This is a genomic window from Pseudomonas sp. 05N36, assembly GCF_056397385.1.
The window spans coordinates 53,394-65,826 of record NZ_JBFTNH010000021.1 but is presented as its reverse complement, the minus strand read 5'-3'; the positions used below and the strand labels follow the sequence as shown (position 1 = coordinate 65,826).

Sequence of the window (12,433 nt, the reverse complement as noted above, 5' to 3'; positions counted from 1 at the left end):
AAGCGACCGATGAATCCGTTAGACGTACTCCGCGACTCCCTGTATTTCTTCCAGCGCAACCTGGGCCGTATCGTGCCACTGTGTCTGCCGTTGGTCGTGCTTGAAGCCTTGCTCCAGCAACTGGTCGACCACTCCCAGGGGCCAGACGCCTTTCCCGGCTATAGCGTGATTGTCGGGTTGCTGGTGTATCCGCTGTACACCGCCGCGCTGATCCTGTTTCTCGATGCCCGCAGCCGTGGCGAATCGCCGCGCACCCTGGCCCTGCTGTCGGCGTCGATCAGCCTGTGGCCACGCTTTGCGCTGCTGACAGCGGTCAACACCTTGCTGATTCTGGTGGGCTTGTCGCTGTATTTCCTGCCAGGCATCTGGCTGATGGTGATGCTCGCCTTTGCCGAATACCTGCTGGTGCTGCGCAACATGCAACCGCTGGAGGCCATCCGCGAAAGCATGCGCCTGGCCCGTGGTAATTTCCTGCGCATCCTGCTGTGCATTCTCTGCGTGATGGGCCCGTTGTGGATACTCAAAGGCGCGAGCATGGCCATCTACCCGGAGCCGCAGAACCCGGCACTGTCGCTGATCATCGAAAGCGTCCACAGCTTTCTGCAACTGTTCACCAGCGTGGTGCTGTTTCGCCTGTTCATGCTGATCAGCGAGGCCCCCGACAAAACCGAAGGAAGCGCCTGACAGCTCTACCCTTGGGGTCAGGACTCACCTCGGTTATGCTCGGGCCCAACTTTGTAACGCCATAAGCCGAGCCATGACCCGTCTACTGCGCTACACCCTGCTGGGCCTGCTGATTCTCGTCAGCCTGCTGTTTTCCTTTCTCTACAGCCTGACCTGGCGCCCCGACGCCAAGGAAACGCTCCCCGTCAGTTGCAGCACCAGCGCGCCTGTGCTGGTGCCGGGGCAGGCGTTGAAAGTGATGACCTGGAACGTCCAGTACCTGGCGGGAAAACGCTATGTGTTCTGGAATGACCTGGCCCAAGGCCCTGACGAAAGCCCGACCCCAGAAGACATGGCTTTCAGCCTTGATGAAGTGGCACGGGTAATCCGCGACGAACAACCGGACGTGGTCCTGTTGCAGGAACTGGATGACGACGCCAAGGCCAGCGGCTATCAGAACCAGCTCAAGTTGCTCCAGGAACGCCTGGCCGACCTCTACCCTTGCAGCACGCACGCCTTCGACTGGAAGGCCGACTTCATTCCCGATCCACACATTTTCGGCAGCGTTGGCCGGCAATTGGCGACCTTGAGCCGCTACCAGATCGAACACGCCGAACGCCTGCAGTTGCCTGAAGCGCCGATCAATTTCATCAGCCGTCAGTTCCAGCCGAAAAACGCCCTGTTGGTGAGTTACCTTCCACTGCGCGATGGCGGGCAAATGGCGGTGCTCAATACCCACCTCGATCGGGCGGTGCAGCCTGATGAGACCCGGCAAGCGAAGGTGACGGCGGTTGCCAAGGTACTCGACACGTATGAAAGTCGCGGCACGCCGTGGCTGATCGGTGGCGACTTCAACCTGTTGCCGCTGGGCCAGTATCAACGCCTCGCGCCCAGGCAACGCACGCCCTACTCCGCCGACAGCGCCCTGCATGTGTTGTGGGACAAGTACCCGATGATCCCGACCAACAACGAGGCCAGCGGTGTCGATCGGGACCAGTGGCTGACCCATTACCCTAACGACCCCGACCTCAACGGCCCGGACCGCACCGTCGACTACCTGTTCTACAGCCCGCGGATCAAACGTATCGAAGCGCAAGTGCGGCAGGACGATACGCTGCGCATCTCCGATCACCTGCCGGTGATTGCACGGTTTCTACTCCCACCCGCTCCGTAGCCCACTCACGAAGATCGAGTGTGGGAGATTGCTCGCGATAGCGGTGGGTCAGTCAACAGTGATGTTGAACGGTATGCCGCTATCGCGAGCAGGCTCGCTCCCACAAAGGGTTCTCCAACATTTTGAGAGATGTGGTTAGGCCTTAAGGCTTACGCGGCTTGGCCCGCGCCGTGGCCTCGGCCACCAGCGGGTCATCCGGCCAGTAATGTTTCGGATAACGACCCTTGAGGTCCTTCTTCACCTCGGCATAGGTGCTGCGCCAGAAGTTCGCCAGATCCTGGGTGACCTGCACCGGGCGCCGCGCCGGTGATAGCAAATGCAGCTTGACCACCTGCCGGCCACCGGCGATGCGTGGGGTTTCGGCCAGGCCGAACAGTTCCTGCAAACGCACCGCGAGAATCGGTGGCTGCTCGCTGTAATCCAGACGAATCGATGAACCGGAGGGCACGCTCAGATGGTGCGGCGCCTGCTCATCGAGGCGTTGCGGCAATGGCCACGGCAGCAGGTTATGCACAAAGCTCGACAGGTCCAGGCTGGCAAAATGGCTGAGCCGCGAAACCCGTCCCAGGTAAGGCATCAACCAGTGTTCGAGGCTGACCAGCAACGCCGCATCACTGACGTCCGGCCACTCACTTTCGCCCTGCTTGCTCAAGTCCAGCTGACGCAGCAATGCCACTCGTGCCTGCCACTGACGCAACTCCGGCGTCCACGGCAACAACTCCAGGCCTTTGCGGCGCACCAGATTGACCAATGCCTGGCTGCGCGCGGTTTCATCAAGACCGGTCAGCGGCTCGCGACTGAGCACCAACTCGCCGACCTTGCGCTGACGCTCGGCCCGCAGCACGCCTTCGCGTTCGTCCCAATCGAGCTGATCGACGCAGCGCACCTGCTCCGCCAATACCGAATCGAACAGCGCCGGATCAAAATCCGCCGCCAGATAAATCCGTTCTTCGCGCTGCCCCTGACGGCTGCCCAGGTCGGCGATCACCAGCCAGGGTTGTTTCATCAGGCTGTCAGCCTCGGCGAACAACGCCGCCCGACCGTTGGCCAGCCGATACTCCGCACCACCGGCGCGGCGCTGTTGGGCGACGCGGTCCGGATAGGCCAGCGCCAGCAAGGCGCCGAGCCAGCGCGGATGCTCCGGATCGCTGACCGGCGACTCGGCTTTGCCACGCAGGTAACCGCGATATTGCCGGGCCAATTGCCGCGCCCGCTGCACACCACCCTGAGCGCCACGCGCCGCTCGCTCTTCGCCGGACAACAACACCAGTCGACTGTGCAAGTCCGCACCGGCACCGCGCAAAATGTCCCGTTCACCGAGCAATGCAGCGACGTCGCAAGCCATGTCCGCCAGCCCCAACGCTTGCCCACGCAGTAACAAATGCGCGATGCGTGGATGGGCCGGCAGTTCGGCCATGGCCTGCCCGTGGCGAGTGAGTTTCCAGTCTTCAGCAGACGAACCCTGCAACGCGCCCAAGCGTTCGAGCAAGTCCTGCGCCTGTGCATAAGCCGCCGCTGGCGGCCCATCGAGCCAGACCAGTTGCCCAGGCGTCACGCCCCAACGACCGAGCTGCAAGGCCAGCCCGGCAAGGTCGGCCGAGAGAATTTCCGGGCTGGCGTAGGCCGCCAGTTGTTCGTGTTGATCCTGCGACCAGAGCCGATAACACACACCCGGTTCCAACCGTCCTGCGCGGCCGGCACGCTGGGTGGCGCTGGCGCGAGAGATGCGCTGGGTGTCGAGGCGGGTCATGCCGCTGCCGGGGTCGAAACGCGGCACTCGTGCCAACCCGGCGTCGATGACGACCCGCACGCCGTTGATGGTCAGGCTGGTTTCGGCGATGTTGGTAGCCAGCACCACTTTGCGCTGGCCGGGCGGTGCCGGGTCGATGGCTGCACGCTGCGCCGCCAGATCGAGCTCGCCATGCAACGGGCAGAGCAACACCTCGGAACGCTCGCCCAAGGCATCCGCCAACTGCTGGTGCACACGACGGATTTCCGCTTGCCCGGGAAGGAACACCAACAGGCTGCCCGCTTCATCGTTCAGCGCGTCGAGAATGGTCTGCACCACTCGCGGTTCAATGAATTCACCTGGCTGAAACGGCCGCCCCCAGCGCATCGTCACCGGGTACATGCGACCCTCACTGCGCAGGATCGGTGCGTCATTCAGCAGCCCGGCGAGACGCTCGCCTTCAAGGGTTGCCGACATCAGCAGGATCTTTAGCGGCTGCTCATCCCGAAACAACTCGCGGCCATTCAGGCTCAGGGCCAGCGCGAGGTCGGCATCAAGGCTACGCTCGTGGTATTCGTCGAAAATCAGCAGGCCCACACCGTCCAGCGCCGGGTCCTCCTGCAAGCGGCGTGTGAGGATGCCTTCGGTGACCACTTCGATGCGCGTTTTCGGCCCAACCTTGCTGTCCAGCCGAATCCGGTATCCGACTGTTTCGCCGACTTTCTCGCCGAGCTCGCTGGCCAGCCGTTCCGCCGCCGCCCGCGCGGCCAGCCGACGCGGTTCAAGCATGAGGATGGTTTGCCCGGCCAGCCATGGCTCGGTCAACAGCGCCAATGGCACGCGGGTGGTTTTACCGGCGCCGGGCGGTGCTTCGAGCACGGCTTCGTGGCGTGTCGCCAAGGCGTCACGCAGCGCGGGTAAAACTTCATCAATTGGCAAAGAGTTCATGCTGGCTCCAAAACAGATCGGCGAGTATAACGGCGAACTGCCTGGCGTTAATCACGGTCCTAATTCATACCGACGACGTTTCGTTTCAAGTTTGCTCAGGAGATTTACCATGCGTACTCCATTTCGCCTGATTGGCGGTGTACTGGTTGCAACCCTGCTGACTCAAGTGACCGCGTGCGGTTCGATTTTCTACCCGGATCGCCGTGGCCAGATCGACGGCAAGATCGACCCGGCGATTGCCGCGCTCGATGCCGTGGGCCTGCTGTTCTATATCATCCCCGGGCTCGTCGCGTTTGCCATAGACTTCACCACCGGCGCGATTTACTTCGAACCCGGCAAGACCGCGCAAGTGGCGCCGGAGAAACTCCGCCAGGCCATCGATGCCGACGGCAAGGTCGATAACCACAAGTTGCAGGCCATTCTCGAAAGCGAACTGGGCCGCAGCTTCCCGCTGGATGATCCGCGCCTGATCCAGCACAAGGGCAGCGCTCAGCAACTGGCCTTGCTCGGCCTGCAACCCGCTGCTTGATGCACAACACCGAGGAAACGCTCCACCTATGACCAGCAGCCCGGAACACGCTCGCCTGTTACGCCTCGCCACCCGCGCCTCCGTGGCGGTGGCGAGCACACTCATTGTCGCCAAGGCCATTGCCTGGTGGCTGAGCGGATCGGTGAGCATGCTCGCCGGGCTGACGGACTCGGCACTCGACGGCGTGACGTCGCTGCTCAATCTGTTGGCGGTGCATTACGCGTTGCGCCCGGCCGATGACGATCACCGCTACGGGCACGGCAAGGCGGAATCCTTGTCGGGCATGGCTCAGGCACTGTTCATCGGCGGCAGTGCGGTACTGATCGCGTATCAGGCATTCGAGCGCCTGCAACACCCGGAACCGGTAGGCGCGCCGTGGATCAGCATCGGCGTGATCATCTTTTCCCTGGTCCTGACCCTGGCGCTGCTGATGCTGCAACACCGGGTGATCCGCGAAACCGGCTCCAGCGCGGTGCGCGCCGACTCGCTGCATTACCGTTCCGACATGATGCTCAACGGCAGCATCCTGGTCGCGTTGGTACTGGCCGGTTTTGGCTGGCATCAAGTCGACGCCTGGTTCGGCCTAGGGATCGCCGTCTACATTTTGTGGAGTGCGATACAAATCGCCCGGGAAAGCTTTGCCGTGCTGATGGATGAAGAACTGCCACCGGACGTCAGCCAGCACATGCTCGAACTGGCGTGCAGCGTACCCGGTGTACTCGGCGCACACGACTTGCGCACGCGGATCTCCGGCAGTCACTGGTTCGTGCAATTGCACCTGGAGTTGCCGGGGGAGCTGACGCTGTCAGTCGCGCACGGCATCAGTGATCAAGCGGCGGACGCCATTCACGCCGTTTACCCGCGAGCCGAAGTGCTGGTGCACGCCGACCCGCAGGAAGTGGTGACAGCCGTCCAGAATCAGAAAGTGACCTGATAACCGCGAGCGACAAGGCAATTGCCCTCGGCCTGGCGGTAAGTCTGTACCACCTGTGGCGCCGGCTGATAGGTCACGGTCCGTGGGTCAAACCCGCTCTGCTGAACCGCCCAACGATAACAATCGTAACCGTCCTGAGTGACCTGCTCGGGCGGCTGCCCATTGATCGGGTATGCCACCACGTCATAACCATTGCTGACGGGTTGTGGTTGCGGGTTGCCTACCGGCGGCTCAACCACAACGTAGTCCTGAGTGCTTTCCTCGTAGGCGTAGTACGCACCTGCCGCCAGAAACATCAACGCGCCACCGATCCACACCTCCTGAGCGTAATCGGGCAGATACCTCACACGGATCCCGCGAGGCGGATGAACCACCACATAGCGCGGCCCTTGCGGGCGATACCAATAGCCACCGGAGTAGAAATAATCCTGCCCACGGTACGGCACACGGTCGTGGCGGTCCGGGAAGCGGTCGATTATTTGACCTGGCCGATACCGCGGGCCATCACCCCAGCCATTGCCATGTCCTTCCGGACGTCCTGGCCAGCGACGCTCATCCCGATGCTCATCGCGACCACCGGCCTGCCAACGCTGGTTGTAATCGTTGCGCCGTGGAACGTCCTGATAGTAGCCGCGCTGTGGCTCCTGGGTCTGGCGAACAGTGTCCGGACGGCCCTGGATCGGCAGGTTGTTCGCCGGCGCTGGAGCTGGGCGAACTTGAACCTGGCCATTGGGCTCGTGTCGCTGACGGTTCTGCCAGTCGCCTCCCTGATTCTGATCGTTGTGTTCGAACTGGCGGCTGTTGTTGCCGCGAATGATTTCAGGCTGCGGACGTGGTTGATTGAATTGGGGACGTGGCTGGTTGGGCTCGACGCGAGGTTGATTGTTTTGCGGGTGCTGCTGGATGTTTTCCACGCGAGGCGGGTTGTTTTCGGGACGCGGTTGATTACCTCCCTGATGACCTTCACCGCCATGCTCGTGCTGGCCACCACCATTATTGTGTTGTTGTTGCTGTTGTTGCTGTCTACGAAGGAGATCCTCCCCACCCTGACCTTCTGCCAGCAATGGCGCGCTGACACTTGCACACAACACACCAACACCTGCCATACGCCAGATGCGCGACTTCATGCTATTCCTCACTGCGGTGGTGACCTATACATAAGACTGAAAAAGCACAGGCCGGTTCTGCAACAGGTTATCAGTCGCCAGACTTATTTCTTGATTTACACACAATAAAAAAGGGAGACCCGTCGGCCTCCCTTTGAGAACTTCGTCCGTGCTCGACGCTTTTGACGTCGGCTCACCTCACTCCGTCTTCTGGACAGTGTGTAGCCCGGGGGCCAACTCAGCTCCTGTGGGAGTGGTGGCCGCGACTGGCCTGATTCGGCGGGTCGCTGTGGACTGTTTGTCCGGGCAGTGATTCTGGTGATAAGAATAGGCTTGGGGCGGCGACAGAGGATTGCGAAGATTGCTCAAATAAACATGACTTGCGCAATTTTTAACCTTGGATAGATAATCTGCCGCAATAGTTAAGACAAAGGCCTGATTCATGAGCAAACTCGACCGATACGACTTGAGCATTTTGGCGGAATTGCAGCGCGACGCGCGCATCTCCAATCAGGAGCTCGCCGAACGCATCGGCCTGTCGCCATCGCCTTGTTCACGGCGGGTAAAGCAGCTTGAAGACGACGGCTACATCACCCGCCAGGTGGCCCTGCTCGACCGCAAGAAGCTTGGCTTGAGCCTGACCGCCTACGTGTTGATCGGCATGGACCGGCACACGCCCGAGCGCTTCGAAAACTTCGAAGCCGCCATCCGCACCTTGCCACAAGTGCTCGAATGCAGCCTGGTGACCGGGATGGACGCCGACTATCAACTCAAGGTGGTGGTGCCGGACATGGACCACTACCAGAAACTGCTGCTCGGCCACCTGACCCGCATTGAAGGCGTGACCAGCGTGCGCTCAAGTTTTGTGCTGAACCAGGTGCTCAACAGCACCGAGTTGCCACTGACTCACCTGCGCAGCTAAGTACGCCATCGCGAGCAGGCTCGCTCCCACAGTTGAACTCGGATGCTCACAAATAATGTGTTCACTGAAGATCCAATGTGGGAGCGAGCCTGCTCGCGATGGGGCCAGCACAGGCGATGAACAACTGCGGCAGACCGACGCACGTCAATGCGCCGCCAATATCCATTGGCGTATACTTGCCCAGCCTTTTTGCCCCGCTTGCGCTGGAGATAATCGATGGATCCTGCAGTATTTGAAGAATGGATGATGACCGGTCTGGTCAGTATCCTGATCATTTTCATGGGTTTCATCGTCTGGGATCTGGCGAAAAAATCCAAGGCCGGACGCTTCGGCTCGTTCATCCTGTTCTTCGTGCTGGGCTTGGGCGTGGCCGCGTTCATCATCAAGAGTGTGGTGATCGGCCTGATCGAATCCGGCGCTTTATAAGCGCGCCGGCACTTCTTTCCACTGTCCCTGATCGAGGCCTTCGATCGTCCAGTCGCCGATTCGCACCCGCACCAGACGCAGAGTCGGCAAGCCAACCGCAGCGGTCATGCGCCGCACCTGGCGGTTGCGCCCTTCACGAATCACCAATTCCAGCCAACTGGTCGGCACGCTTTTGCGAAAGCGCACCGGCGGGTTACGCGGCCATAGTGCAGGTTCTTCCAGCTGCCGCGCCTGCGCCGGCAAGGTCATGCCGTCATTCAACTCGACGCCCTCGCGCAAGCGTTGCAATTGCTCGGCGCTTGGCTCGCCTTCCACTTGCACCCAATAGGTCTTGGCCAACTTGTGTTTCGGATCAGCAATGCGCGCCTGAAGCTGGCCATCGTTGGTCAGCAGCAGCAAGCCTTCGCTGTCACGGTCCAGCCGTCCTGCCGGGTAGATCCCGGGAATCTCGATGTAGTCCTTGAGCGTCGCCCGCCCTTCACCATCGCTGAACTGCGTCAGCACATCGAAGGGTTTGTTGAACAGAATCAGCTTCGGCTCGGCCGGTGGCGCTTTGGCAACACGTCGCGTGGCTGAAGAGGATTGCGCAGGTTTCACGCCGGGGCGGCGGGAAGCGGGACGAGGAGGACGCGGCATGGCAAAAACAACATCTAACGGTCAGGGCTCACCATGCTAGTGGCCCGACCGTTAAATAACCACCATCCAATCAGCGGAACGGCGGCTCGTCGAAGCTGCGCAGTTTGCGCGAGTGCAACGAGTTGAGCTCGGTGCGCAACAGATCCACCGCCGCGATACCGATCTTCAAGTGCTGGCTGACCGCACGCTCATAGAAGGCGTTGGCCGAACCCGGCAACTTGATTTCGCTGTGCAGCGGCTTGTCCGACACACACAGCAAGGTGCCGTACGGCACGCGCAGACGATAGCCTTGCGCAGCGATGGTGCCGCTTTCCATATCCACGGCAACCGCGCGAGACAGGTTGATCAACGGACGCTCCTGAGCCCAGCGCAATTCCCAGTTACGGTCGTCGTAGGTCAGCACGGTGCCAGTACGCAGGCGTTTTTTCAGGTCATCGCCCTTTTCGCCAGTGACGTTGGCTGCCGCTTGCTGCAAGGCCATCTGCACTTCGGCCAGGGCCGGAATCGGAATGTTCGGCGGCACCACCCGGTCGAGAATCCCGTCGCGACGCATATAAGCGTGGGCCAGCACGTAATCACCGATGGTCTGCGACTGCCGCAGGCCGCCGCAGTGACCGATCATCAGCCAGCAATGCGGGCGCAACACGGCCAGGTGGTCGGTGATGTTCTTGGCGTTGGACGGGCCGACACCAATGTTCACCAGGGTGACGCCGTGGCCATCAGACGCTTGCAGGTGATAGGCCGGCATTTGATAACGGTGCCAGACCACGCCAGCGGCAATGGAAGACGCTTCGCCGTGATCCATGCTCTTGTCGATGATCACGTTGCCCGGCAAGACCATGCGCACAAAACGCGGATCGGTGCGCAGTTGCTCCAGGCCGTGGGTGATGAACTGGTCGACATAACGGTGGTAGTTGGTCAACAGGATCCACGGCTGGACATGGCGCCAGTCGCTGCCGGTGTAGTGCACCAGACGGCGCAGAGAGAAATCCACCCGCGCTGCATCGAACAACGCAAGCGGTAGCGGGTCGGTGTTTTCCCAGTCGTACAAACCATCGGCAATGCCATCGGTGGCGGCCGACAAATCGGTACTCGGGAACACTCGCGCCAGCACCGCAGCGGTGACACCGGAGCCGGCCAGTTCATCGCCCTGCTCGACCACGTACGGGTAAGGAATGTTCTGCTCACTGACGCCGACTTCCACCGTCACGGTGAAGTCATGCATCAGCGGCACCAGTTGCTCCAGCAAATACTTACGAAAAGCCGCCGGATGGGTGACGGTGACGCTGTAGGTCCCCGGCAACTGGACCTTGGCGTAAGCCCGCGTGGTCTGTGGGACTTCGCCCTGACAAAGGTAGGTCAGGCGTAATTCCGGATAACGAAACATCGCACGCTGCTCGGCGTCGGGTTCGATGCGGTCCTTCAGATAACGCTTGAGCGCCTGACTCAACGCCGTGGTGGCCCGCTCGTGCAGAGCGGCAAGCCGATCGACGGCTTGTTCGGCGGTTTGAACGACAATAAAGGCTTCGGTCACGATCAGCTTCCTGTGTTCTGACTTGCAGACCTTCATCTTGCCTGCAACATCGCTTCACGGAAACCATTGTGTGTTGGCTATACACCATTGCTGATGCACTGAAATACCCTGTGGGAGCGATGGTGATCAGAAACCCTGCGGTGTCGAACGCGCCACAATCGCTTCCACATCCAGGCCGCGCGGCAAGGTGCCGTAAACCCGGCCGGCCGTTCCCAACCGGCTGGCGATGAAGGCATCGCTGACGGTGGCGTTGCCTGCTTCGAGCAACAGCTTGGCCTGCAGGCCCAGGGCGATGTCTTCGGTCAGCTGCCGGGCGCGGTATTGAATGTCATCGGTGTCCTTGAACGCCGCCTGCAACTGGCTGATGTGTGCGGCCAGACGCTTGTCGCCATGACCATCGCCCAGTTCGCTGAACAGCGCATCGAGCACACCCGGCTCTTTCGACAGCGCTCGCAATACGTCAAGGCATTGAACGTTGCCGGAACCTTCCCACGTCGAGTTCACCGGCGCCTCACGGTACAGGCGCGGCAGAATGCTGTCTTCGACGTAACCCGCACCGCCCATGCATTCGGCGGCTTCGTTGATCATGGCCGGCGCACGTTTGCAGATCCAGTATTTGCCCACTGCCGTTACCAGTCGGGCGAACTTGGCTTCCCGAGTGTCATCAAGGTGATCCAGCGCCCGGCCCATGCGCAGGCTCAACGCCAGCGCGGCTTCGCTTTCCAGCGCCAGGTCGGCGAGCACGTTTTGCATCAACGGTTGTTCACTGAGCAATTTGCCGCCAACCATCCGGTGGGCGCAGTGATGGCTGGCCTGGGTCAATGCCTGACGCATCAGGGCGCTGGAGCCGACCATGCAATCGAAGCGGGTCATGGCCACCATCTCGATGATGGTCGGCACGCCGCGCCCTTCTTCGCCGATCATCCACGCCAGCGCCCCACGAAACTCGACTTCGCTGGAGGCATTGGAGCAATTACCGAGTTTGTTTTTCAGCCGCTGGATATAGAACTGGTTGCGCGTGTCATCCGGGCGATGGCGTGGCAGCAGGAAACAGGTCAGGCCCTTGTCGGTTTGCGCCAGGGTCAGGAATGCATCGCACATCGGCGCTGAGCAGAACCATTTGTGCCCCACCAGCTCATAGGCCTGGCCCGGCCCCGCAGCACCGACCGGATAAGCCTTGGTGGTGTTGGCCCGAACGTCGGTGCCGCCCTGCTTCTCGGTCATTGCCATGCCGATGGTGACGCCGGCCTTGTGGGCCATGCCAACATTGCGCGGGTCATAGGCGGTGGCGAGAATTTTCGGCAGCCACTGTTTGGCGATGTCCGGTTGCAGGCGCAATGCCGGGACACTGGCGAAGGTCATGGTCAGCGGACAGCCACTGCCGGCTTCGGCCTGGCTGTGCAGGTAACTCATGGCCGCGCGGGCAACGTGGGCACCGGACTGCGGATCGGTCCAGGGCAAGGAGGTCAAGCCGTGCTCGACCGCCGTGCGCATGAGCTCATGGTAAGCCGGGTGAAACTCCACCAGATCGATGCGGTGGCCGTAGCGATCATGGCTGCTGAAGACCGGCTTGTTCTGGTTGGCCAGGAACCCCGCTTCCATCAACGGACCACCGGCCAAAGCGCCATACGCGTCGATGCGCGCGTTAGCCCAACCCGCCCCGAAACGCCGCGCCCACTCTTGCAACGGCAGGTCGATGCGGTAGAGATTGGCCCCATCCAGCGATGGCGGCTGGTTGGTGACTTCGTGGGTTTCGGCGAACTGATGCAGGTTCATGGCGGGGCCTCCTTGGGTCAGTTGAGACCTTCAGTTAAGCACCGCCTCCCCACCGA

At 61.3% G+C, this 12,433-nt stretch carries 11 protein-coding genes; 6 read left to right on the top strand and 5 right to left on the bottom strand.

Translation table 11 applies throughout. The annotated features are described in order from the left end of the window. Window positions 1–9 precede the first annotated feature (9 nt). Both AC1DIH_RS22905 and AC1DIH_RS22900 read left to right on the top strand, forming a co-directional pair. Window positions 10–684, top strand: coding sequence for a YciC family protein (locus tag AC1DIH_RS22905; RefSeq protein ID WP_477773391.1), 675 nt, complete (start codon window positions 10–12; stop codon window positions 682–684). 73 nt (window positions 685–757) lie between these two features. After that, window positions 758–1,837: an endonuclease/exonuclease/phosphatase family protein gene (locus AC1DIH_RS22900; RefSeq protein ID WP_477773390.1), complete on the top strand. Its 1,080-nt coding sequence runs from the start codon at window positions 758–760 to the stop codon at window positions 1,835–1,837. A gap of 142 nt (window positions 1,838–1,979) precedes the next feature. On the opposite strand, the gene hrpB is transcribed toward AC1DIH_RS22900, so the two are convergent. Next, on the bottom strand, window positions 1,980–4,514 hold the full coding sequence (gene hrpB / locus AC1DIH_RS22895) for an ATP-dependent helicase HrpB (RefSeq protein ID WP_477773389.1): 2,535 nt from the start codon (window positions 4,512–4,514) through the stop codon (window positions 1,980–1,982). A 109-nt stretch (window positions 4,515–4,623) separates the two neighbouring features. On the opposite strand from hrpB, the gene AC1DIH_RS22890 reads away from it, so the two are divergent. Both AC1DIH_RS22890 and AC1DIH_RS22885 read left to right on the top strand, forming a co-directional pair. Next, entirely contained in the window at window positions 4,624–5,043 is a 420-nt protein-coding gene (locus AC1DIH_RS22890; protein ID WP_477773388.1) for a polyribonucleotide nucleotidyltransferase, read from the top strand. A 28-nt stretch (window positions 5,044–5,071) separates the two neighbouring features. Further along, window positions 5,072–5,977 carry a cation diffusion facilitator family transporter gene (locus AC1DIH_RS22885; RefSeq protein WP_477773387.1) on the top strand — a complete coding sequence of 302 codons (906 nt, stop codon included), beginning with the start codon at window positions 5,072–5,074 and terminating at the stop codon, window positions 5,975–5,977. Here the strand turns inward: AC1DIH_RS22885 and AC1DIH_RS22880 are convergent. Continuing rightward, entirely contained in the window at window positions 5,962–7,104 is a 1,143-nt protein-coding gene (locus tag AC1DIH_RS22880; RefSeq protein ID WP_477773386.1) for a DUF6515 family protein, read from the bottom strand. The genes AC1DIH_RS22885 and AC1DIH_RS22880 overlap by 16 nt on opposite strands. Before the next feature lie 421 nt (window positions 7,105–7,525). Between AC1DIH_RS22880 and AC1DIH_RS22875 the strand changes: the two genes are divergently transcribed. Together AC1DIH_RS22875 and AC1DIH_RS22870 are read left to right on the top strand one after the other, a co-directional pair. Then, window positions 7,526–8,005 (top strand): Lrp/AsnC family transcriptional regulator, encoded by a 480-nt coding sequence (locus AC1DIH_RS22875; RefSeq protein ID WP_427528659.1) that lies wholly within the window; start codon window positions 7,526–7,528, stop codon window positions 8,003–8,005. Between the two features lie 216 nt (window positions 8,006–8,221). Continuing rightward, a complete protein-coding gene (locus AC1DIH_RS22870; RefSeq protein WP_003228500.1) occupies window positions 8,222–8,431 on the top strand; it encodes a DUF2788 domain-containing protein in 210 nt (69 codons plus the stop codon). Here AC1DIH_RS22870 and AC1DIH_RS22865 read toward each other — a convergent pair. The 3 genes from AC1DIH_RS22865 to AC1DIH_RS22855 form a co-directional block, all read right to left on the bottom strand. After that, window positions 8,426–9,067: a pseudouridine synthase gene (locus AC1DIH_RS22865; protein WP_477773385.1), complete on the bottom strand. Its 642-nt coding sequence runs from the start codon at window positions 9,065–9,067 to the stop codon at window positions 8,426–8,428. The genes AC1DIH_RS22870 and AC1DIH_RS22865 overlap by 6 nt on opposite strands. Window positions 9,068–9,137: 70 nt before the next feature. Beyond that, window positions 9,138–10,637: an AMP nucleosidase gene (gene amn / locus AC1DIH_RS22860; RefSeq protein ID WP_477773384.1), complete on the bottom strand. Its 1,500-nt coding sequence runs from the start codon at window positions 10,635–10,637 to the stop codon at window positions 9,138–9,140. A gap of 90 nt (window positions 10,638–10,727) precedes the next feature. Beyond that, on the bottom strand, window positions 10,728–12,377 hold the full coding sequence (locus tag AC1DIH_RS22855) for an acyl-CoA dehydrogenase family protein (RefSeq protein WP_477773383.1): 1,650 nt from the start codon (window positions 12,375–12,377) through the stop codon (window positions 10,728–10,730). Window positions 12,378–12,433 lie beyond the last annotated feature (56 nt).

Bases quoted from the DNA above. Each gene is read 5' to 3' on its own strand.
- AC1DIH_RS22905 (WP_477773391.1), top strand. From the start codon at position 10: ATGAATCCGTTAGACGTACTCCGCGACTCCCTGTATTTCTTCCAGCGC.
- AC1DIH_RS22900 (WP_477773390.1), top strand. From the start codon at position 758: ATGACCCGTCTACTGCGCTACACCCTGCTGGGCCTGCTGATTCTCGTC.
- hrpB (WP_477773389.1), bottom strand. From the start codon at position 4,514: ATGAACTCTTTGCCAATTGATGAAGTTTTACCCGCGCTGCGTGACGCC.
- AC1DIH_RS22890 (WP_477773388.1), top strand. From the start codon at position 4,624: ATGCGTACTCCATTTCGCCTGATTGGCGGTGTACTGGTTGCAACCCTG.
- AC1DIH_RS22885 (WP_477773387.1), top strand. From the start codon at position 5,072: ATGACCAGCAGCCCGGAACACGCTCGCCTGTTACGCCTCGCCACCCGC.
- AC1DIH_RS22880 (WP_477773386.1), bottom strand. From the start codon at position 7,104: ATGAAGTCGCGCATCTGGCGTATGGCAGGTGTTGGTGTGTTGTGTGCA.
- AC1DIH_RS22875 (WP_427528659.1), top strand. From the start codon at position 7,526: ATGAGCAAACTCGACCGATACGACTTGAGCATTTTGGCGGAATTGCAG.
- AC1DIH_RS22870 (WP_003228500.1), top strand. From the start codon at position 8,222: ATGGATCCTGCAGTATTTGAAGAATGGATGATGACCGGTCTGGTCAGT.
- AC1DIH_RS22865 (WP_477773385.1), bottom strand. From the start codon at position 9,067: ATGCCGCGTCCTCCTCGTCCCGCTTCCCGCCGCCCCGGCGTGAAACCT.
- amn (WP_477773384.1), bottom strand. From the start codon at position 10,637: ATGAAGGTCTGCAAGTCAGAACACAGGAAGCTGATCGTGACCGAAGCC.
- AC1DIH_RS22855 (WP_477773383.1), bottom strand. From the start codon at position 12,377: ATGAACCTGCATCAGTTCGCCGAAACCCACGAAGTCACCAACCAGCCG.